The sequence below is a fragment of the Methylobacterium marchantiae genome, from assembly GCF_042679825.1.
GTDB lineage: Bacteria > Pseudomonadota > Alphaproteobacteria > Rhizobiales > Beijerinckiaceae > Methylobacterium > Methylobacterium marchantiae.
Map to the genome: position 1 here is coordinate 43,866 of NZ_JBHTND010000027.1, position 20,488 is coordinate 64,353.

The window sequence follows — 20,488 nt, forward strand, 5'->3', positions numbered from 1 at the left end:
GGCGGCGCCAAGCCGCCTCCGACTTCCCGTGCGGTGCCGTCAGAGGCCGATATAGAGGGCGGCCACCGCGCGATCGATGGAGAGATAGAACACGCCGAAGGCCACGGCGGCGGCAGCGGCGAATTCGAGGGCGACGTTGGGCAGGGTCTGCGAACGGCGCAGGATCTCGCGGCCGAAGAATAGGCTGAGCCAGGCGATCGTGAGGACGACGGGGAGCACGAACAGGAAGGACCAGGTGCTCTCGATGGTCTGGGCGCCGCCGGCCGGGTCGATGAGCGCGCGGATGTTGCGGACCCAGGGGGCGTAGCAGGCCGAATACAGGGCGGTCATCCAAGCGAGGGCGACGGCCACGCCGAGATGGAACGAGAAGACCCGATGCAGGCGCGAGAAATCATCGCGCGCGTCGTCGAATGTCATGTGGAAAACCCCGTGCTCATAGCAGCAGGACGATTGTCGCGGCAGCGTCATCGTGCCGATCGTCGCTGGCTTCGGGCAGTGCAGCTCAAAGTCGGGTTTTTTGTGACGGGCGCGGGAACCATTTCGCGAATGCTCCGGCGGCGATCCGCCGGAGTTTGTTGGAAGGCGCAAAAATGCGCCCGGCGAGGCGAGCGATACGGCCCTACGCGGCGGTGGTGGGGGCCATCTCGGCCTTGCCGCTGCGCATCAGCGTCACGAAACGCTCAAACAGATAGTGGCTGTCGCGCGGGCCCGGCGAGGCTTCCGGATGATGCTGCACCGAAAAGGCCGGGCGGTCGGTGAGGGTGAGGCCGCAATTCGAGCCATCGAACAGCGAGACATGCGTTTCGACCGCCGTCACCGGAAGGCTGGCCGGGTCCACGGCGAAGCCGTGGTTCATCGACACGATTTCGACCTTACCCGTGGTCTTGTCCTTGACCGGGTGATTCGCGCCGTGATGGCCTTGAGCCATCTTCACCGTGCGACCGCCCAGCGCGAGACCCATGAGCTGGTGTCCGAGGCAGATGCCGAAGGTCGGCACCTTCCGGTCGAGGAGTTCACGGATCACCGGGACCGCGTATTCGCCCGTGGCGGCCGGATCGCCCGGCCCGTTGGACAGAAAGACGCCGTCTGGCTTCATCGCCATGATCTCTTCGGCCGAGGTGGTAGCAGGTACGACGGTCACGTCGCAGCCGGCTTGGGCGAGCAGGCGCAGGATGTTGCGCTTAACCCCGTAATCGATGGCGACGACTTTGAGGCCTTCGCCGATCTGCCGCGTGCCGTAGCCGCTCTTCACCGCCCAGGTCGTCTGCGACCAGTTGGAATTTTCGCGGCTCGTGACCGGCGGGACGAGATCGAGCCCTTCCATTGGGACGAGGGCGGCGGCGCGCACCTTGAGTGCCTCGCGGTCGAATCGGCCGTCTGGATCGTTGGCGATGATGGCGTTGGGCATGCCATGATCACGGATAAGGGCGGTCAGAGCCCGCGTGTCGATTCCGGTGATGCCGACGATGCCGCGTGCCTTCAGCCATGCATCGAGATGGCTCGATGAGCGCCAGCTCGACGGGTTGGTCACGGCTGAGGCGATGACCGCGCCGCGCACGCCGGAGGCCGGGGCCGCGTCGAGGCTCTCCAGATCTTCGTCGTTGGTGCCCGTATTGCCGATATGCGGGAAAGTGAAGGTGACGATCTGGCCGGCATAGGACGGGTCGGTCAGGATTTCCTGGTAGCCGGTCATCGCGGTATTGAAGCAGACCTCGCCGTCGGCGGCGCCGGTCTGGCCGATACCGAAGCCTTCGAGGATAGTTCCGTCCGCCAGTACGAGGAGGGCGGTGGCGACGGGCTCCGCCCAGTGTGCGGGCGTGGAGGATGGCTGCGCCTGGGCGCCTTCGTCTTGCAGCATCGTCGCGATCTCGCTTATGTCCGGCCAACCCATCGACGCCGGTGCGACGGCGCGTGCAGGTGGCGCATTGTGCGGCGCTCATAACGAGCGGGCCGTGATGGGGTCAATGTGGCTCCTGTTATCGACCGGCTCAACCACCCCGTTCGGCTGCTAGCAGCAATTCGCAGACCATCCGGGCGCCAAGTCCAGCCACCGAGACGATTTTCAGGAGACGACCAAATGTTACGCGCCCGCCTCACCACCGAAATGAAGGAAGCTATGAAGGCCGGCGACAAGGCCAAGCTCGCCACCGTGCGGATGATCCAGGCTGCACTGAAGGACAAGGACATCGAGGCGCGCGGCCTCGGCAAGGAGCCGGCCTCCGAAGAGGAAATCCTCGCGCTGCTGCAGAAGATGATCAAGCAGCGCAACGAATCGGCCGGCGTCTACGACCAGGGCGGCCGGCCCGAACTCGCCGAGAACGAGCGGGCCGAGGCCGCCATCATCGCAAGCTATCTGCCACAGCAGATGGATGAGGCCGAGACCAGGGCCGCGATCGAAGCGGCCGTCGAGGAAACCGGTGCGGCCGGCCCGAAGGATATGGGCAAGGTCATCGCCGCCCTGAAGGGCAAATTCGCCGGCCGGATGGATTTCGGCAAGGCGAGCGGACTGGTGAAGGACGTGCTGAACGCCAAGTCTTGACCTCAAAGGCGTGAAGGCGCGGTGCGTCGAAGCGTTCGGGACTCCTTAAACGCGGTCGGCTAGAATGCTGGCCTGCAAAGGTCTGGTCGTCCCGTGCGTTACCCACCCCACATCCTCGAAGAGATCAGGGCGCGGCTTCCCGCCTCCGACGTGGTCGGGCGGCGGGTTCGGCTGAAAAAGGCTGGCCGCGAATGGCGCGGCCTGTCGCCGTTCAATTCTGAGAAGACGCCGTCCTTCTATGTCAACGATCAGAAGCAGGCCTATTTCTGCTTCTCCTCCGGCAAGAATGGCGACGTCTTCACGTTCCTGATGGAGACCGAGGGGCTGAGCTTCCCTGAGGCGGTCGAGCGACTGGCGGGCGAAGCAGGTGTGACCCTGCCCACGCCCAGTGCCGATACGCGCGAGATGGAGACAAAGCGCACCGGTGCCTTCGAGGTAATGGAACTTGCCGCCGCCTACTACGAAGACCAGCTCAAGGGCCGCCTCGGCACAAGCGCCCGCGCCTATCTCGACCGGCGCAGCCTAGGTCCCGAGATTCGCGCGCGGTTCCGGCTCGGCTACGCCACGTCCGAGCGTTACGGCCTGCGCGACCATCTCGCCGCGAAGGACGTAGACAAGGAGCTGATGGCCGAACTCGGCCTGTTGGTCAGCGGCGACGACATCGCCGTGCCGTTCGATAAATTTCGCGACCGCGTGATGTTTCCCATCACCGACAGCCGGGGCCGGGTGATCGCGTTCGGCGGTCGCGCGATGCAGGCCGATGCCAAGGCGAAGTATATGAACTCGCCGGAGACGCCGCTCTTTCACAAAGGGCACGTGCTCTACAACCTGCACGGCGCCCGCAAGGCCGCCCATGATCGCGGGACGATCATCGCGGTGGAGGGCTATGTCGACGTCATCGCCATGACCATGGCCGGGCACCCGAATGCGGTGGCCGGTCTCGGCACCGCGCTGACAGAGGAACAATTGGCTCTGCTCTGGCGCAACGCCGACGAGCCGATCCTGTGTTTCGACGGGGACGGGGCCGGCCAACGTGCGGCCTTCAAGGCGCTCGACGTGGCTCTGCCGGGACTGACGCCCGGCAAGTCGCTTCGCTTCGCGATCCTGCCGGAAGGGCAGGACCCCGACGATCTTCTCCGTTCCGCCGGCGCCTCTGCCATCGACCGCGTGCTCGAAGGGGCACGACCCCTCGTCGAGGTGCTCTGGTCGCGTGCCACCGAGACGACGCCCATCGACACGCCGGAGCGCAAGGCCGGCCTCGCCAAGAGCCTGCGAGAGATGGTCGCCTCGATCCGCGACGAGACGGTGCGTCGCTTCTACAAGGACGAAATAGAGGGGCGCCTGCGGGCCTTGTCGCCCGGAGGTGGCGGTTCACGGCGCAACAACTACGAGCCACGCAACGGGAGCGCCTCGACGTTTCAGCGGCGCCCCAGGCTAGGCGACCCGCCTCCATCGCCGCGAATCACGACGAAGTTCAATCCGCTATTTGCGGGATCGACGAATTCGGGCGGGACCGCCATGTTCCGGGATCGCGAGGCGATGATCGTCTCGAGTTTGCTGGCCCACCCGGAATTGTTGGGGATAGAAGCCGAGGACCTGGCGGCGCTGAAACTCGACGATCCCGATGCGCAGGCGCTGCGCTCTCTGTTGCTGGATCAGGCCGCCGATGCAGATCAGCCCGATGTCGAGGTTCTGGAGAGCCGCTTGAGCAGGGCAGGGCTCAAAGATGCAGCAGCGCGACTGGCATCCCATGTCAGGCCAGGAGATCGCTGGACGCTCGATCCGCATGCCGATCGGATGCGTCTGGAAGACGCATTGCGTCAGGCCGTGATCTTGCACCGGAAATCTGGAGCGCTAAATAGCGAGCTTCGCTCTGCCGAGAGAGCATTGGTCGAGGATGAGTCCGAGGCCAACTTTGCTTGGCTATGTGACGTCAAGGAACGTATGGCCGTGATCGCAGGGGCAGAGGCTGACGCCGACGTGCCGGAATCAGACGATACGGCGGCTTCGTAGTCCGCGACGAACTGAGATTTGGAGCGCCTTTCGCGGCGCATGGTTAACAGTTGGTCAAGCGTCTGGCTTGTAGACCGACATATGAGATATCGACGCGGTCGCTTCGTGCGCGCCGCACATCACTTAGAATGGAAGCGTGGACGACGCGGAGTGAGCCGAACGCTCCCGCTCAACGCGACCAGGACATCAATAGGCGGAACATGGCGACGAAGGCAACGGAACGGGACGACACGGATGCTGCTCCGGAGCAACAGACCGACGGACCGCTCCTCGATCTGACGGATGCCTCGGTCAAGCGGATGGTGAAGCTCGCCAAGAAGCGTGGCTACATCACCTACGAGGAAATCAACGAGGTGCTGCCAGAGGGCCAGTCCGATCCGGACCAGCTCGAGGATGTGCTGTCGCAACTCTCCGAGATGGGCATCAACGTCGTCGAGGCGGAAGAGACCGAGGATGCTGGCGGCGACAAACCCGCCAATGGCGAAGCCTCCGACGACGATGATGCTGCCGAGGGTACGGAAGTCGCCGAGATCGCTCCCGCCAAGCCGTTGGCCGTGCGCGAGACGACCGCCAAGGAGCCGACCGATCGCACCGACGATCCGGTGCGCATGTATCTGCGTGAGATGGGCTCGGTTGAGCTTCTATCCCGCGAGGGCGAGATCGCGATCGCCAAACGCATCGAGGCCGGTCGTGAGGCGATGATCGCGGGGCTCTGTGAGAGTCCACTGACCTTCCAGGCCATCATCATCTGGCGAGATGAGCTCGTGGACGGGCGTGTGCTCCTGCGCGACATCATCGATCTCGAAGCGACCTATGCCGGGCCGGACGCGAAGAACGCCCCCCAGCTCACCGAGGGTGAGGAGGGCGACGACTCTGAGGCCGAAGCGCCGATCCCGGCCGAGGGTGGCGACGACGAAGACGACATGGAGAACAACGTCTCGCTCGCGGCGATGGAAGCCGAGATCAAGCCGCGCGTTCTCGAGACGTTCGACAATATCGCCAATAACTACAAGAAGTTGCGCAAGCTCCAGAACGAGCACGCGGACCTGAAGGCTGGGGGCGGTAAGCAGAGCTCGGCTCAGAGCCAGAAGCAGTCCGACCTGAAGGACACCGTCGTCGCCGACGTCAAGTCGCTGTCGCTGAACTCGAACCGCATTGAGGCACTGGTCGAGCAACTCTACGACATCAACAAGCGCCTGATCAGCCATGAAGGCCGCCTGATGCGCTATGCCGAGAGCCATGGCGTCGCCCGCGACGACTTCCTTCGGCATTATCAGGGATGGGAGCTCGATCCGAACTGGATGGAGCGCGTCGGTACGCTTGGCGGCAAGGGTTGGAAGAATCTCGTCGAGAAGGGTGCCAAGCAGGTCGCCGACCTCCGCGAGCAGATCTTGACGCTCGCCTCCGAGACCGGTCTCGAGATCGGCGAGTACCGCAAGATCGTCAACATGGTCCAGAAGGGCGAGCGCGAAGCCCGTCAGGCCAAGAAGGAGATGATCGAGGCCAATCTCCGCCTCGTGATCTCGATCGCCAAGAAATATACCAACCGCGGCCTGCAGTTCCTTGACCTGATCCAGGAAGGCAATATCGGCCTGATGAAGGCCGTCGATAAGTTCGAGTATCGTCGCGGTTACAAGTTCTCGACCTACGCCACGTGGTGGATCAGACAGGCGATCACCCGGTCGATCGCCGATCAGGCCCGGACGATCCGTATCCCAGTGCATATGATCGAGACGATCAACAAGATCGTCCGCACCTCGCGCCAGATGCTGCACGAGATAGGTCGTGAGCCGACCCCGGAGGAATTGGCCGAGAAACTAGCGATGCCGCTGGAGAAAGTCCGTAAAGTCCTGAAGATCGCCAAGGAGCCGATTTCCCTGGAGACGCCCATCGGTGACGAGGAGGATTCGCATCTCGGCGACTTCATTGAGGACAAGAACGTCGTTTTGCCAATCGATGCGGCGATCCAGTCGAACCTGCGCGAGACCACGACTCGCGTGCTGGCCTCGCTCACGCCACGCGAAGAGCGCGTGCTTCGCATGCGCTTCGGCATCGGCATGAACACCGATCACACGCTCGAAGAGGTCGGACAGCAGTTCTCGGTGACCCGTGAGCGTATCCGTCAGATCGAGGCGAAGGCACTGAGAAAGCTGAAGCATCCGAGCCGATCGCGGAAGCTCCGGAGTTTCCTCGACAACTGAGCACCGTGTGGTCCGCAGTTAGGGACGGCCGACATTCCATCGAAGACGACAATGGCGCACCCAGAGGTGCGCCATTGTCGTTTGGGACATTTTCACCGAATCCGGGTTTGCACGGGCTCGAAACGGACTGCTGTGCTTCGTATCGAAATCCTATTCGTCGCCCGCTCTCGAAGGGTCGAATCCACGAGAGCCAAAATAGATGCTCTCAGCATCAGGCAGGACCCGTCCGCTTTTCCGACTATTATTCCGCGACATCTCCCCTGCCGATCAAGGAGCATCTATCGAACAGCCGTTGCACAGAGACGCGATTCGCCCTCTCGCCACGCTGATCGATGCGTTTGTCGAAGGATGCTTGTCGCCGGATATGAGCCTCGTTCGATTCGGCGTGGCCGGATGTGGTCGGCGGCAGGCTGGATATTTCCGGATCGGCCAAAGCCTGCAGGTTCGTATGCGCGGCCGGCGGACGCTCGCGCCGGGATTGTGCTGTCGCAGGGATGGCCAGACCGATCAGCGTGGTGACGGACACGATGGGGATACTCTATGTCTCGGAGGGACTTTAGCTTCGTAGAAGGCCCATACTGGAAAATTTTAATTCAGCATGGCACGCTTTCAGCTGCGTTTCGCTTCAGAAATCGTCACGATTTTGGCGGCGCCCGTTGCCGCCCGTCTCTCTCCGACCCACCTTGGCGTTATGCTCGAACTCGGTCCGCCTCACCCTCCGCCCACTGCCGATGCAGACGGGTCGGAGGCCAACGACGTTCCGTTCGGCGCATTGCAGGACTGCGTGGCTCTGCGGGACTGGCTCCTGAGCGAAGGCGCCCGCCTTCCGCAAGCGGACGGCCTGCTCGCGGGAATGTCTGAACGACTGAACGGTCTCGGCGTACCCGTCGATCGGGCATCGACCGCCATCGATACGTTGCATTCTGAGTATTCCGGCGTCGGCCGTTTCTGGACGCGTGAGACAGGATCGACGGTCCGCCTGTTCCCGCATGGCGACGCCTCCGACAAGGCTTATCAGGAGAGCCCCTTCTTCACCGTTCACGAGACCGGCGAGTGGCTCATCGTCGACCTAACGGAGCCGATGGATCTGCATTACTCGATCATTCCGGAACTGAAGGCCGAGGGCTACACCCACTACATCGTCGCACCGCTGTTCTTCACCAACGGCACGCGCAACGGCATCACCTTCGCGACCCGCGCGTCCAATGGATTTCGGGACGAGGACATCGCTATTTTGCGCTTCGTCATGCCGACTCTGGCGGCGGTGATGGAGATGCGGATCGTCAATAAGACGCTGGATCAGGTCCTGCGTATCTATGTCGGCGATGAGCCGCACAGGGCGATTCTGTCCGGCGATATCCGCCGTGGTCAGGTCAAACGGATCCGGTCAGCGATCCTATTCGCCGACATGCGCGACTACACCCAGATTTCCGCGAACATGACGCCGGAAGAGGCCGTCGATCTTCTCAACATCTTCTTCGATTGTCTCGTACCAGCAGTGGAGCGCGAAGGCGGCGAGGTGCTCAAATATCTCGGTGATGGGCTCCTTGCGATCTTTCGCGAGCGCGGCGACGACCTGGGTGGCGCTGCGAAGGGCGCTCTCATCGCCGCTCGCACCGCTCTGGCCGCACTCGACGAAGCGAATGCCATCGGCCGTTTCGCAAAGCCGGTCGTGGCGGGCATCGCCCTTCATCACGGCGAGGCGGCTTACGGCAATGTCGGTTCCGGCGCGCGGCTCGATTTCACCGTCATCGGCCGCGACGTGAATCTCGCGAGCCGCCTCGCCCGCCTCAACAAGACGCTCGGCGAGCCTCTCCTCATGTCGAAGCCTTTCGTCGATTTTCTTTGGGACGAGTCGGAATCGCTTGGTGAGCATGCCCTGGATGGGTTCGCCGAACCGATGGGCGTCTATCGGCCCGGTCGGACACCTGCAGCGCTTTGATACCGGTCCGGACTTCTTGCGACGTGTAGGGGATTGACCGCGGTCGCATCCTTGCCCACATCAGGCCTGTTCCAGGGAGATCCCCGTCAAGGGGCTGAGAAACCGATGAGCTTGGACCGAGAGGCCGGGCGGCGCGGAAATCCTTTGAACCTGAACCGGCTCATACCGGCGTAGGGATTGGACCGCGGGTTTTTCATCAAAGAAGCCCGACATGCTTCGGATCAGAAGCTGAAGGACACCAATCTCTGCGGATCACGCGGAGGTTCCTCTTGGACGTCTCAGCCATATCAACGATCGGCTCGCGCCGAACCGCCGGCATCGTTATCGAACATGGTGCGATTCCCGCGCGCAGCGACGTCATCGTGGTCGGCGCCGGATTGATCGGGCTGTCCTCGGCTTGGCGTCTGGCCGAGGCCGGGTTTTCCGTTACGGTGATCGAGCGCGATACCGTCGGTGCCGGGGCGAGTCTCGCTGCTACAGGTATGCTGGCGCCCGCCGCCGAACACGAGCCGGGCTCCGATCCTCTGCTGCCACTTGCGCTCGAGAGCCTGGCGCGGTGGCCGCGCTTTCGCGACGAACTCGAAGCGGCCTCCGGCATCGGTATCGATTATCGCGAAGACGGGACCCTGGTCCTGGCGATCGGCCGCGACGAAGTGGATCGCCTGCGCTTCCGGCACGACCTGCAGATCAAGTCGGGCCTATCCGCGCGCTGGCTTTCGGGGGCGGAGGTGCGCGCCCGGGAGCCCGCCCTGCGTCCCTCGGTTACCGCTGGGGTGTTCTGCGCCGGAGATCATCAGGTCGATCCGCGCCTGGTCATGGCAGCGCTCGCCCGTGCAGCACAGGCTGCCGGTGTGATCATCGTCGAGCATTGTCCGGTCGAGGCCCTCGATTGGGAGAGCGGCGGCGTCCGCGGTGTCATCACGCCTCGCGGGCTTGTGGCTGCCGGAACCGTGATCCTGGCCGCCGGTGCGTGGAGCGGCGAAGCGGGGCTTCTCCCGGACGAGCTTGCTCTGCCTGTCCGACCTCTTCGCGGTCAATCACTGGCACTGAAGACCACGGTCCGAACGGGCAGTCTCTCGCATATGGTCTGGACCGAGCAGGTCCATATGGCACCGAAAGCCGATGGTCATATCATTGTCGGCGCGACGGTGGAGGATTGTGGCTTCGTTCCAGGGGTCACCGCGGGCGGCCTCTACGCCCTCCTGGAAGGTGCGCGCCGCATCCTGCCAGGTATCGAAGAAATGGAGGTCGAAGCGGTCTGGAGCGGCTTTCGGCCAACCTCCGACGACGATGCGCCGATTATCGATACGCTAGCCCCGGGCCTCGTTGCCGCTACCGGCCACCATCGCAACGGCTACCTCCTGGCCCCCGCCACCGCGGATGCCGTTGTCGCCCTCGTCACCATCGGTGCACTACCGTATTTCGCGGGCGGTTTCGGCTTCGGTCGGTTTCAGCGGCCGGCTCGGACCGAGAGGAGGGCCTTCGCATGAGGCTCACCATCAACGGAAAGCCGCGGGAGATCGAGGCAGCCGATCTGTCCGCGCTCTTCCGGATCGAGGCGGGGGAAGCAGGAATCGAAAGCCCGCAGGGCATCGCCATCGCGCTGAACGGCACGGTCATCCGTCGCCGCGACTGGGACACCACGCCTGTCGCCGAGGGCGACAGGATCGAGATCGTGCGCGCCATGCAGGGCGGCTAGAATCATCGAGGAATCGAGATCATGAACGGTCACAAGATCGAAGCCACCGCCGAGGATGCTTTGGTCATCGCCGGCGTCACGTTGAGTTCACGCCTCTTCATCGGCACGGCCGGGTATCCGACGCAGAGCATCATGGTCGATGCCGTGGAGGCGTCCGGCGCCGAGATCGTCACCGCTTCGATCCGCCGGGTCTCGCTTCAGGGCCATGGCTCCGACACCGTGCGGCGCCTGAAGGGCTACCGCTTCCTGCCCAATACCGCGGGATGCGAGACCGCCCGAGACGCGATCATGACGGCGGAACTGGCACGGGAGGCGCTCGATACGACCTGGATCAAGGTCGAGGTGATCGGTGATCGGGAAACGCTCTATCCGGACGTTTCCGAGTTGCTGGAAGCCTGCCGTCACCTCGTCGATGACGGTTTCACTGTGCTGCCCTATTGCAACGATGATCCCGTCATCTGCCAACGCCTCGCCGATATCGGTTGTGCGGCAGTGATGCCGATGGGCTCGCTCATCGGCTCGGGGATGGGGGTCGCCAATCCCGCCAATCTGGAACTGATCTGTCGACGCGCCGGCGTACCGGTCATCGTCGATGCCGGAATCGGAACCGCTTCCGACGCCGTCGTGGCGATGGAACTCGGCGCGGCCGGCTGCCTTCTCAACACCGCCGTCGCCAAGGCCGACAATCCCGTCCGCATGGCCCGCGCCATGCGCCATGCCGTCGAGGCCGGCCGTCTCGCTCATCTCGCCGGCCGCATCCCCAAACGTAGCCGCGCCGAGCCATCGAGTCCTCAACTCGGCCTCGTCGGTTCGTGACGCCCGCTCCGTCGCAGCTCCTCGTGGTGACGGATAGGACGGGCAGTCCTCGCCCGCTGGTCGAACGGATCGAGGCGGCTCTCTTCGGCGGCGCGCGTTGGATCTGGTTCAGGGATCGTGACCTTGCAACGGTCGAGCGGCGATCTCTCGCTGAAGACATATTGGGACCAGTGCGCGAAGCCGGTGCTCGGCTCGTCATTGGCGGGGACGTGGCGCTGGCTTGTGCCATCGGTGCCGACGGCATCCATCTCGGCGGGGGTGCCACGGCTCGGGATATCGACGCGGCACGGAGGGATCTTCCAGCCGGATGCACTCTCGGGATTTCGGCCCATTCGCCGCACGATATCCATCGGGCGGAGGCGGCTGGCGTAAATTACGCCACTCTGAGCCCGATCTTCCCGACGCTGAGCAAACCGGGATACGGTCCCGCCCTTGGCCCGCAGGTCCTGCGATCCTGCCGGGATCAGAAAATCCCGGTTCTCGCTCTCGGCGGTATCACCCCTCTAAACACTGCCGCCTGCCGCGAGGCCGGATTTGCCGGGGTCGCCGTGATGGGAGGGGTGATGAGGGCAGACGATACGCGATCGGCGGTGCGCGCCCATCTCGACGCGTGGAATGATCGAAGCTGAGCCGTCGCTTCGGAATAGGCCTGCCGCTGGTCCGAAAGACGCCGTAAGGAGCGAAAGCATGGAGCATCGTCCCCGATGCAGTATCCGGGACTTGATGCCGGAGCATGCACTCAGTCGCCACCCAGGATCACGGCGGGTGCTCCAGACAGTGATACGGCTTCTCCCAAGGCGCGCGCTTCCAGACGCGATGCATCGGTGCCCGAGCGGACGAACTCGAATTTGAGCACGCGTGCGTCGGTCCCCGAAGTGCCTGCACCGCCCACCAGCAGGTTCGCTCCCATGGTTGTGCTCGTCGCCGCGACATGGACGGCGCCGGACGTGCCAAACGGGCTGAGGCTGGCGATCTCGCGGAAGTGAGCACCGTGTCCGTGTTCGGTCGGGCTATGAAGGTACATGTCCGGACCGCCATCCAAGGCCGAGCCGCTGGAGAATACCTTTACGGTGCCGTCCCCAGCGAGTTGGCCGACGACGATGCGCTTCGCTCCGCCGAGGGCACCGGCGAGCCACCCGGTCGCGAGCGAGACGCCGCCTTTGTAGGCAGGCCCGAATGGGCTGAATCGCGCGGTGTTCACTGGCGTGTCGATGCTGGCGCCATGCATATCTGCATGGCCTGCCGGCGTGGCTCCGGCGATCGGTTTGAGGAGCGGGAAGGCGAACACCTTGACTTCGGTCGGTGTGCCAGGGCCAGGTGCGGTGACGATGCTGTTGCGCCCGGTGGAGAAGTCGACGAAGCCGGTGGCGAGGCTGACGCCCGCGGTGTCGCTTGGATAAGGGCTAAAGCTCGCGAACAGTTTGGGAGCGGTACCCGGCGTTGGCAGTGCCGTGCCGTAGACGCGCACGGCGCTCTGCGCCCCGGGACCGGAGCCGACGACGATATTATCGGCGGTCGTCCCGTCCACCTGCGTTGCCGCCACGCTGATGCCGCCGCGCGCCGCTGGCTCGAAGACCGGGAAACGCGTCAATTCCGTTGCGAAGGCGGTCTTGCCGGGCCTCGCCTCCCCCGAATAGACGATCACCTCCGGGGCTAGCCCCTGACCCGAGCCGACGAGGAGGTCGAGCACGCCGTTTCCGTCGATATCGCCCATGGCGACGCTCAGGCTCCCCTCGTAGCCGGGGAAGGGCGTGAGTGTTGCCATGAGTCGGTTGTCCGCGCCGTCGAGCACACGGACCTCGGTTGGTCTGCCGCTAGTGCCGGGCACGACGACAGCGTAGCTTGAGATTGCCGGGATGACGTTGATCAGCGCCATCAGCCCGTTGTCCTCATGATTGAGGCGGTGGCAATGCATGACGAACAGGCCGTCATAGGTGTCGAACCGTGAGCGGATGGTGAGGATGCCCGGCTCGATGACACTCTCGTCGATCTGCATGGTCGGAGCCGGCGCATTGGCGTTGTCGACGCCGAAACGGTCGGGTCCGGTGCGCAGTCCGGTGGTGGGGTCGTAATAGTCGATGACCTGGAAATCGTTCACGTGGACGTGGATCGGATGCTCGTCGTTGTTGTGATTGACGAAGCGCCATTCCTCCACGGAGCCGAGCCGGGGCTGGATCAGCGGCATGTTGGGAAAGGCCGCGGCGTCGAAGGCGTAGACGAAGGATTTGGGGTCGCTGACCGTCGCTTTGTCGTTGAGAAATCCTCCGGAGATCAGGATCTTGCGCGTCACGTCTGGCGTGGCGTCGGTGAGGTCCACGAAGGAGGTGTAGGCGCCTAGCTTCTGTCCCTCTGCGAAGGCGATCGTGGTGCCGCCGGTGCTGGCAGGGCTCGCGGTCGCCAGCTTCTGGGTCGGGAAAGCGAAGAAGCCGTCGACATAGCTCACTGCAGAGGGCTGCACGCTGAGGCTGCCGAGCACCGCCGTCGGGTTCGAGGTGCCATTACTGGTGTAGAGGATGCCGGGCTGTGAGATGGTCCTGGCACCGCCGCCGCGCGGGGGCATCTCGAGCACAAGATCGCCTTCGGTAGGCAGCGTCACCGCGATGGCGAAGCGGCTCGCCGGTGGGATCAGCAGCTGTGTGCCGTTCTCGGTGGGTGGGTAGTGTACTTCTCCCGCCGGATTTCCGTCATGGCCGACGATCGCGATCTGCGGATGCCGGCCGGTCGCAGTCTCGGTCAGCTGGACGTTGATGTAGGCGAAGTCGCTGATATTCGCGAGAACCCAGATCTCGGTCTGACCGGCCTTGCTGCGGATCATCGGCTGGAACTGTCCGTTGACCGTGAACTGGACGTCGCGCTCGCGGTCCGGCAGTGCGGGATTCGCCGGCAGGTCGAGAGCGGTGCGCCCGTCGCTGGCGGTGAAGCGCTGCAGGTTGCTCGGGATGGCCTGCAGCAGGCCACGGTCGTTACGGATCGAGAGAGGGCCGGAATACCATCCGGTAGGAAATTTCGAGCCGGCCGGAGCGGCGGCGAAGTTCACGGGCGCCAGGATCGGGCGATAGGTGCCCTTGGCAAGTTCATCGGCCTTGGGTGGCACGATGGTACTCACGTATTGCGGCCAGTTGGCGTTGTTGAGTTGCGGCGCGGGCCCCCCTCGGTCGAAGACGAAATTGTATTGCAGCAGCATATTTCGGATCGGAATCCGGTTCTGCGTCACCGCGGGCAGATTGCCGTCGGTGCGTCCGATCGCGAGGAGGCCGGCAAGGCCCATATAGGCTTGAGGCGACGTCAGGCTGTGCAGGTGACTGTGGTACCAGTAGGCGCCCTGCGGCATGTCCCGCGGCACATCGTAGGTGTAAGTATTCGACATGCCTGCCGGTATGTACAGCATGACGTTGTCGGAATTGCCCTTCGGACTGATGTGGACGCCGTGGACGTGTAGGTTTAGCGGCGAGTCCCTAAGCTGCATCGGGTAGAGCGGGACATCACCGCCCTTGGCCGTGTATTGCGGGCTGAAATAGTCGGCGATGGTCAGGCCGCTCAGCGCATTGTCGAGATGGACGATGAGGCGCTCGCCCGGATATACTTGCAGGGTCGGCGCCGGAAACAGCCCTTTGCCGTCTTTCGCGCCGTTCGAGCCGGTACCCCTGATGAGTTCGTAGTCGAACAACAGAAAGTTCTCGACCGGCTTCGCAGCCGTATCGAGGGCGACCCGCCCCTGACGCGCCGTGAGCCGGACTTCGAGCACACCGTCCTTCGTTGCCAGCGTCACCGGCTCGCGAAACTCAGGTGACGTGATCCCCGGCCCTTGTGCGGCGACGCGGGTGATCATGCAGATCATGGCAGCGCTGGCAACAACGAGAGCGGCAATGAGGGCGCGCAGCGGTTCCGTCTGCCAATGCGAGCTGGCGGGAGCCTGAATCATGAGTTTCCTCGCAGGATGGGAATAACCGTCGCTGCCGAGTGTCGTGACACCCGTCGAGTGTGCGACCTCATAATGCCGACGCTCGTCTCGCTTGCATTCCCCAGTCGAACGGTAGCAAATTAGAGCATCGTCGCTGGTCTGGGTAGCCAGAAAGCGTGGCCGTGATGTGGAAGAGCTGGCCCGGGCCGTTCTCCAGGATGCGACAGTCCATACGACCGATCCGTACCAGTATCGTCCATGCTGGCTGTCTTAACCATCGAAGCTTCGGGCCGGCGGGCGGTTGAACGGGGCGTGTGGCTTCTCCACGACCGATCGGTGGCGGCCAAGTTTTCGTTGTCTCGATATCGCCGACGCTGCCGAAGAGACCGGCTTCGCAGCCTTTCAGGTCCTGTCTTCCGCATCCGAGCTCTCGTGCCAGTCCGCGTATATCGGCGCCGAGGTAACCCGCTTCCTCAACACGGTGCGGGCGGCCTGAACACGGGCTTTTAGAGAGAACTCGAGTGGCGTCGGATCTGACCTTCCAGGGCCTCAGGCGGCTCGGCGAGGTCTTGCCCTCATTCGCCGCGTTCTGCAGACCGCAGTCATCTCGTCGCCTTAGCATTCTTCAGCGGCTTCGCCGTCGCTCCAAGACATGCGTCATCGTTCAGGTGCCGTCCATCTTCTGAGATGTAGGCATGTTCAATGGCTCAGCTTGATCTCACCGGGATCATGGCGAGCGAGAATCGATATTTCTGATTTCTTGGAAGGCACTGCATTTATCGGATTAAGGGTTCCTGAATACGTCTTTCAGAACGCGTTAAATCGCTCGCCGCTAGCACCGACGCCGACATAGCGGTGGAGAGCCATGACGATCGACGCCAGCGATACCCACAGTCCTTCCGAAGCCGAGAATGCGGCAAACCCGGCTTCCGGGATTCAAGCGTCGCGCGCCGGACCGAGGTCTGATGCCGGCTTATCCACGGGCGGCACGCGAAGCGGCATGGACAGGGAGACCCGGCGCCGGATCGGACGGAACCTCCGCATCCTCTACGGCAACGTCTTGGATTTGCCACTGCCGGACCGGTTCGAGGCTCTCCTCGCCGAACTTTCGGATCAGCCTGCCTCGCTGGAGACCTCATGATGACTGCAGTCCTTCGTCCCGTCGGAACGCCTTCGGGCGCCGATGCCGAGATGCGCGACCTGCTGCTCGGCGCGATCCCAGCCCTCAGGGCCTTTGCGTACTCGCTGACTTACGATCTCGACCGCAGCGACGACCTCGTTCAGGACACGCTTGTCCGGGCTTGGACCAAGGCGGATAGTTTCGCGCGCGGCACGAACCTCACCGCCTGGCTGTTCACCATCCTGCGGAATCTGTTCTATTCCGAGCAGCGCAAGCGTAAGCGCGAGGTGGAGGATGCCGACGGAGTCCATGCCGAACGGCTGACCAGTCTGCCCGAACAGGAGATCCGCGTGGAGATGCGGGAGTTCCAAGCCGCTCTCGACCTCTTGCCCTTGAGCCAGCGTGAGGCCCTCGTCCTAGTGGGAGCGCAAAGCTTCACTTACGAGGAGGCCGCCGAGATATGCGGCGTTGCTGTCGGCACTATGAAGAGCCGTGTGAGCCGTGCTCGTGGCCGACTGATCGAGACGTTGGGTATGAACGGCACCGATGATATCGGAGCCGACGCTTTCACGCGGGCGGCACTCGGCAGCCTTTGAAAAGCTTGTCGCTAAGGCCGGCTCAGTCCCATCGACTGGAGGGCTTTACTTGCATTCCTCGCGCGCGCGCTTCATCGCCTCACCGAACCCCGCCAGCGCGTATTCGTCGTTGGTGGGGTTTCCACGCATGGACGTTGTCTTGACCTGCAGCTTGGCGACCTTCGCCATCTCGCCGACGAGGCGGGCTTCCTCTGACGGGTTCTGCAGCCAAGCGTTCTCGTCCTTTACCACTAAGCCGTATTGCGAAGTTCCAAGGTTCAGGCTCGGATCGGATGCCGCTGCGCTTGCAGCGGCCTTGCCTTGGCTGGCCGCCGGTTTGGGCGGAAAGCCGAACATCACGGCTACTTCGTTTTGTACGTTGTCGCTCTTGCGGATTGTCACGAACAGGTAGGCGGTGTCGCGCTTCAGCGTCTTGGGTGAGCGGGCCTGAGGCTGGGCGATGGCATAGCAGGTGCGAGCCTTGCCCTGACCATTGGCGAAGACGTTCCAATCTCCGAAGATCGCCACCGGCGTCGCTTGCTGCATACCCGGCGCGCTGAGCGCCTTCTTCTTCTCTCGTCCGCGTCCCTTGGCCTTGGCCGTGGAATCCTGCTCGGCGCCTAGATCCTGCTGCGCTTGGGCCAGCGAGATTCCGGTACCCGGTGCCGGACCGAAGATCGACAGGAAAGCGGCCGTGGCGGCAAGGAAGAGGCAGCGGCGGATAGGATTCAGCATCGTGTTGAGGTTCTCGAATACGGAATGGCCGCCGCTAGGCGATCGCAGCAGACCGCCTCTACGACGAGCGGATCGGCAGCGTTCGCCATGGTCTCGACAAATGCTGCCAAATTGTCCGGAATTGCGGCGGGATATCCAGGCATCCGAGACCTCTGTATTGAATCGACAGATCGGCATTGTGTCCTGGGGGCATCCTAGGCGTGGGATGTCGAGCGTCGGCAACCCTTTCGTGCGGCCATGTGCTCGACCCAGATCAGGGTGGGTGCGCTTCAAGCCAGAGGGGCGATCTGCCAAGGATGGCGCCCATCGTCATATCGAACTGGGGACGCTCGGCGGCAGCGATGTCGGTCACCGGTAGATCGGTGATGGAGGTCGCTGAATGCGCCGTGGTGGCCGAAGCTTCCATCACGTCGGGGACGGACAGAACTCGGGGCTTCGGGTCGTTATATGGCGTGTTGTAGCATTTGCGGATCGACGCCCAGAACGCCATCCTGTCCGTTTCCGGCAGGCGGGAAAGGACGGAATCGATCTGGGTCATGGCTTGTGCCGCAAAGGCAGCCGTGTCTTCGGGTTTCATCCAACTCTCGACGGGCATCGGCATCTCCGGAGTGCTTGGTCCGAGCTTTACGAAGGATCACATAGCTAGGCCGTGAACGCACCCGCTCCGGCCGAGCTTTTTTGTCGCCCTGTGAATCACGCCGACGCGGAAGGCGCCTTGAGCAGCGCCAACCAGCGCGTGGCCTGCGTCCGGACGTTGTCCGGCGCGGTGCCGCCATAGCTGGTGCGACTGGAGACCGAGTTCTCCACGCCCAGCACCGCATAGACCGTATCGGTGATCCGCGGCTCCGCCTCTTGCATCTCCAATAGCGACAGTTCCTCCAGTCCGATCCCCTTGGCGGAGGCGGCGCCTACGAGGCGGCCGGTGACGTGGTGCGCCTCGCGGAACGGCAGGCCCAGTTCGCGCACCAGCCAATCGGCGAGGTCCGTGGCGGTGGCGTAGCCCGAGCCGGCGGCGCGGGCGAGCACGTCGGCATTGGGCTCTAGATCGCGGACCATGCCGGTCATCGCCGCGAGGCACAAGGAGAGTGCCTGGAGCGCGTCGAACGTGCCCTCCTTGTCCTCCTGCATGTCCTTCGAATAGGCGAGCGGCAGGCCCTTCATCACGATGAGCAGGCCGGTCAGCGCGCCGATGACGCGGCCGGACTTGGCGCGCACGAGTTCGGCGGCATCCGGGTTGCGCTTCTGCGGCATGATCGACGAGCCCGTCGTGTAGCCGTCGGACAGCTTGACGAAGTTGAACTGAGCGGAGGTCCAGACCACCAGTTCCTCGGCAAACCGCGAGAGATGGACGGCGCAGATCGAGGCGGCGGCCAAGGCTTCCAGGGCGAAGTCGCGATCGGCCACGGAATCGAGGGAGTTCGCGGTCGGCCGGTCGAAGCCGAGGGCTTCGGCCGTGGCGTGACGGTCGATGGGGAAGGAGGTACCGGCGAGCGCCGCGGCACCGAGCGGGCATTCGTTGAGCCGTGCGCGGGCATCGCGGAAACGCCCCCTGTCGCGGGCAAGCATCTCCACGTAGGCGAGACAATGGTGCCCGAACGTGACGGGCTGCGCGGATTGAAGGTGAGTGAAGCCCGGCATCACCGTGGCTGCGTGCTGCAGCGCCTTTTCGGCGAGCGCCTGCTGCAGGTCGGCAGCCTGGGCGTCGAGGCTGTCCAGGGTGTCGCGCACCCAGAGCTTCATGTCAGTGGCGACCTGATCGTTGCGCGAACGTGCCGTATGCAGACGCCCGGCGGCGGTCCCGACGATTTCGGTGAGACGGCTCTCAACGGACATGTGGATGTCTTCGAGTTCGCGCTTGAACACGAACCCGCCGCCCTCGATTTCTTCGCGCACGGCCTTGAGGCCATCCTCGATCGTGGCCACATCGGCCGATGGCAAGATGCCGGCCTTGCCGAGCATTGCCACATGCGCCAGCGAGCCGCGGATGTCCTGGGGTGCGAGGCGTTTGTCGAATCCGATAGAGGCGTTGATCTCCTCCATGATCTCGGCGGGGCCGCTCGCGAAGCGCCCGCCCCACATCCGGTTGCTCATGTCGACACTGTTCCTCTCGGTCGCCCCATCCACTCGTCGGGCGACGCAACGATGATGCCCGGAGCCAAGGCGACCCTGGCTGCCGGAGCCGTCGTAGCCCTGATCGCGGGCGGTCTCGCCGTATACGGGACGCGTCCGACAGGCGGCAACAGCGAGAAGATCGCAGAACTGTGCCGCGATGCGGTGGAGACGATCACCCGCATCGAACCCCTCGCTCGTGGCGAGGTAGCGGCCATGGAGGTCGTCCGAGCGCCACGACCGGCGCCGGATCTTGTATTCAAGGGGCCGGACGGCATCGACCATACCCTGGCTCAGTTGCGAGGGCGCCTCGTGCTGGTGAACCTATGGGCGACGTGGTGTGCGCCATGCAAAGCGGAAATGCCCGCGCTCGACAGGCTCGAAGCGATTTTTGGGGGCAAGGACTTCACCGTCGCCGCGATCAATGTCGATACACGCAACCTCGATAAGCCGCCGCAATGGTTGAAGGATAATGGCATCGCGAGCCTTTCCTATTATGCCGATCCCGGCGGGCGGGTACTGCCGGCGATCCAGAAGGCGACCGGATCGCTAGGGCTTCCCACAACAATGCTCGTGAATGCCAAGGGCTGCATCCTCGGAATCATGAAGGGGCCTGCTGATTGGGCCAGCGAGGATGCCAAACGGCTGATCCAGACCGCTCTGAAGCCGGACTGAACTGAGCCGCGTAAGGCGAGGGTGGTCTGCCGCCCGCACAGAGGTCAATCAGTGAGGCACGCGCTTCAGGGCTATCGCATTTGAGCGATGATGGTCCTGGCGAAGGCGTCGGACCATCCGGCCCTGTTTCTTTTGCGCCGAATGGACAGGCCGGGGCGGGCCT

Annotated in this window: 18 protein-coding genes and 1 riboswitch; of the genes, 11 read left to right on the forward strand and 7 right to left on the reverse strand. The window is 63.7% G+C overall.

The window, feature by feature from the left end; all coding sequences use genetic code 11:
• Positions 1-39 precede the first annotated feature (39 nt).
• Positions 40-417: a hypothetical protein gene (locus ACFQ4G_RS17370; protein WP_238208892.1), complete on the reverse strand. Its 378-nt coding sequence runs from the start codon at positions 415-417 to the stop codon at positions 40-42.
• 202 nt (positions 418-619) lie between these two features.
• Entirely contained in the window at positions 620-1,858 is a 1,239-nt protein-coding gene (gene carA / locus ACFQ4G_RS17375; protein WP_238208893.1) for a glutamine-hydrolyzing carbamoyl-phosphate synthase small subunit, read from the reverse strand.
• Between the two features lie 219 nt (positions 1,859-2,077).
• Between carA and ACFQ4G_RS17380 the strand changes: the two genes are divergently transcribed.
• The 3 genes from ACFQ4G_RS17380 (at position 2,078) to rpoD (ending at position 6,753) form a co-directional block, all read left to right on the forward strand.
• A complete protein-coding gene (locus ACFQ4G_RS17380) occupies positions 2,078-2,539 on the forward strand; it encodes a GatB/YqeY domain-containing protein (protein ID WP_238208894.1) in 462 nt (153 codons plus the stop codon).
• A gap of 93 nt (positions 2,540-2,632) precedes the next feature.
• Positions 2,633-4,552: a DNA primase gene (gene dnaG, locus ACFQ4G_RS17385; RefSeq protein WP_238208895.1), complete on the forward strand. Its 1,920-nt coding sequence runs from the start codon at positions 2,633-2,635 to the stop codon at positions 4,550-4,552.
• A gap of 200 nt (positions 4,553-4,752) precedes the next feature.
• On the forward strand, positions 4,753-6,753 hold the full coding sequence (gene rpoD / locus ACFQ4G_RS17390) for an RNA polymerase sigma factor RpoD (RefSeq protein WP_238208896.1): 2,001 nt from the start codon (positions 4,753-4,755) through the stop codon (positions 6,751-6,753).
• A gap of 241 nt (positions 6,754-6,994) precedes the next feature.
• Here rpoD and ACFQ4G_RS17395 read toward each other — a convergent pair whose 3' ends face one another.
• Complete coding sequence (locus ACFQ4G_RS17395; protein WP_238208897.1) at positions 6,995-7,279, reverse strand: hypothetical protein; 285 nt, start codon at positions 7,277-7,279, stop codon at positions 6,995-6,997.
• Positions 7,280-7,444: 165 nt separating this feature from the next.
• Here ACFQ4G_RS17395 and ACFQ4G_RS17400 point away from each other — a divergent pair, with 165 nt between their 5' ends.
• From ACFQ4G_RS17400 to ACFQ4G_RS17420, 5 genes are all read left to right on the forward strand, one after another.
• Entirely contained in the window at positions 7,445-8,695 is a 1,251-nt protein-coding gene (locus ACFQ4G_RS17400; protein WP_238208909.1) for an adenylate/guanylate cyclase domain-containing protein, read from the forward strand.
• A gap of 64 nt (positions 8,696-8,759) precedes the next feature.
• A riboswitch (TPP riboswitch) is annotated at positions 8,760-8,890 on the forward strand.
• Between the two features lie 74 nt (positions 8,891-8,964).
• Entirely contained in the window at positions 8,965-10,185 is a 1,221-nt protein-coding gene (gene thiO / locus ACFQ4G_RS17405; RefSeq protein ID WP_379040706.1) for a glycine oxidase ThiO, read from the forward strand.
• A complete protein-coding gene (thiS, locus tag ACFQ4G_RS17410; protein ID WP_238208898.1) occupies positions 10,182-10,394 on the forward strand; it encodes a sulfur carrier protein ThiS in 213 nt (70 codons plus the stop codon). The genes thiO and thiS overlap by 4 nt, the downstream gene beginning before the upstream one ends.
• Before the next feature lie 21 nt (positions 10,395-10,415).
• Positions 10,416-11,210: a thiazole synthase gene (gene thiG, locus ACFQ4G_RS17415; protein WP_238208899.1), complete on the forward strand. Its 795-nt coding sequence runs from the start codon at positions 10,416-10,418 to the stop codon at positions 11,208-11,210.
• Positions 11,207-11,839, forward strand: a complete 633-nt coding sequence (locus tag ACFQ4G_RS17420) for a thiamine phosphate synthase (RefSeq protein ID WP_238208900.1) — start codon at positions 11,207-11,209, stop codon at positions 11,837-11,839. Before thiG ends, ACFQ4G_RS17420 begins: the two co-directional genes overlap by 4 nt.
• Positions 11,840-11,949: 110 nt before the next feature.
• Here the strand turns inward: ACFQ4G_RS17420 and ACFQ4G_RS17425 are convergent, their stop codons facing one another.
• Positions 11,950-15,132, reverse strand: coding sequence for a multicopper oxidase domain-containing protein (locus tag ACFQ4G_RS17425; RefSeq protein WP_238208901.1), 3,183 nt, complete (start codon positions 15,130-15,132; stop codon positions 11,950-11,952).
• Positions 15,133-15,976: 844 nt separating this feature from the next.
• On the opposite strand from ACFQ4G_RS17425, the gene ACFQ4G_RS17430 reads away from it, so the two are divergent.
• Together ACFQ4G_RS17430 and ACFQ4G_RS17435 are read left to right on the forward strand one after the other, a co-directional pair.
• The gene (locus ACFQ4G_RS17430; protein WP_238208902.1) at positions 15,977-16,252 is read left to right on the forward strand and encodes a NepR family anti-sigma factor; all 276 of its coding nucleotides are present in this window, start codon (positions 15,977-15,979) and stop codon (positions 16,250-16,252) included.
• The gene (locus ACFQ4G_RS17435; RefSeq protein WP_238208911.1) at positions 16,252-16,827 is read left to right on the forward strand and encodes a sigma-70 family RNA polymerase sigma factor; all 576 of its coding nucleotides are present in this window, start codon (positions 16,252-16,254) and stop codon (positions 16,825-16,827) included. Before ACFQ4G_RS17430 ends, ACFQ4G_RS17435 begins: the two co-directional genes overlap by 1 nt.
• A 45-nt stretch (positions 16,828-16,872) precedes the next feature.
• Here ACFQ4G_RS17435 and ACFQ4G_RS17440 read toward each other — a convergent pair whose 3' ends face one another.
• From ACFQ4G_RS17440 to argH, 3 genes are all read right to left on the reverse strand, one after another.
• The gene (locus tag ACFQ4G_RS17440) at positions 16,873-17,541 is read right to left on the reverse strand and encodes an invasion associated locus b family protein (RefSeq protein WP_238208912.1); all 669 of its coding nucleotides are present in this window, start codon (positions 17,539-17,541) and stop codon (positions 16,873-16,875) included.
• Between the two features lie 253 nt (positions 17,542-17,794).
• Complete coding sequence (locus tag ACFQ4G_RS17445; protein ID WP_379040710.1) at positions 17,795-18,142, reverse strand: hypothetical protein; 348 nt, start codon at positions 18,140-18,142, stop codon at positions 17,795-17,797.
• A gap of 92 nt (positions 18,143-18,234) precedes the next feature.
• Entirely contained in the window at positions 18,235-19,632 is a 1,398-nt protein-coding gene (gene argH / locus ACFQ4G_RS17450; RefSeq protein ID WP_238208904.1) for an argininosuccinate lyase, read from the reverse strand.
• Between the two features lie 54 nt (positions 19,633-19,686).
• On the opposite strand from argH, the gene tlpA reads away from it, so the two are divergent.
• Positions 19,687-20,325: a thiol:disulfide interchange protein TlpA gene (gene tlpA / locus ACFQ4G_RS17455; RefSeq protein WP_238208913.1), complete on the forward strand. Its 639-nt coding sequence runs from the start codon at positions 19,687-19,689 to the stop codon at positions 20,323-20,325.
• Positions 20,326-20,488: the final 163 nt, after the last annotated feature.

Bases quoted from the DNA above. Each gene is read 5' to 3' on its own strand.
- ACFQ4G_RS17440 (WP_238208912.1), bottom strand. From the start codon at position 17,541: ATGCTGAATCCTATCCGCCGCTGCCTCTTCCTTGCCGCCACGGCCGCT.
- ACFQ4G_RS17435 (WP_238208911.1), top strand. From the start codon at position 16,252: ATGACTGCAGTCCTTCGTCCCGTCGGAACGCCTTCGGGCGCCGATGCC.
- tlpA (WP_238208913.1), top strand. From the start codon at position 19,687: ATGCCCGGAGCCAAGGCGACCCTGGCTGCCGGAGCCGTCGTAGCCCTG.
- ACFQ4G_RS17445 (WP_379040710.1), bottom strand. From the start codon at position 18,142: ATGCCGATGCCCGTCGAGAGTTGGATGAAACCCGAAGACACGGCTGCC.
- thiG (WP_238208899.1), top strand. From the start codon at position 10,416: ATGAACGGTCACAAGATCGAAGCCACCGCCGAGGATGCTTTGGTCATC.
- rpoD (WP_238208896.1), top strand. From the start codon at position 4,753: ATGGCGACGAAGGCAACGGAACGGGACGACACGGATGCTGCTCCGGAG.
- ACFQ4G_RS17400 (WP_238208909.1), top strand. From the start codon at position 7,445: ATGCTCGAACTCGGTCCGCCTCACCCTCCGCCCACTGCCGATGCAGAC.
- argH (WP_238208904.1), bottom strand. From the start codon at position 19,632: ATGAGCAACCGGATGTGGGGCGGGCGCTTCGCGAGCGGCCCCGCCGAG.
- ACFQ4G_RS17425 (WP_238208901.1), bottom strand. From the start codon at position 15,132: ATGATTCAGGCTCCCGCCAGCTCGCATTGGCAGACGGAACCGCTGCGC.
- ACFQ4G_RS17370 (WP_238208892.1), bottom strand. From the start codon at position 417: ATGACATTCGACGACGCGCGCGATGATTTCTCGCGCCTGCATCGGGTC.
- ACFQ4G_RS17430 (WP_238208902.1), top strand. From the start codon at position 15,977: ATGACGATCGACGCCAGCGATACCCACAGTCCTTCCGAAGCCGAGAAT.
- carA (WP_238208893.1), bottom strand. From the start codon at position 1,858: ATGCTGCAAGACGAAGGCGCCCAGGCGCAGCCATCCTCCACGCCCGCA.
- ACFQ4G_RS17380 (WP_238208894.1), top strand. From the start codon at position 2,078: ATGTTACGCGCCCGCCTCACCACCGAAATGAAGGAAGCTATGAAGGCC.
- thiS (WP_238208898.1), top strand. From the start codon at position 10,182: ATGAGGCTCACCATCAACGGAAAGCCGCGGGAGATCGAGGCAGCCGAT.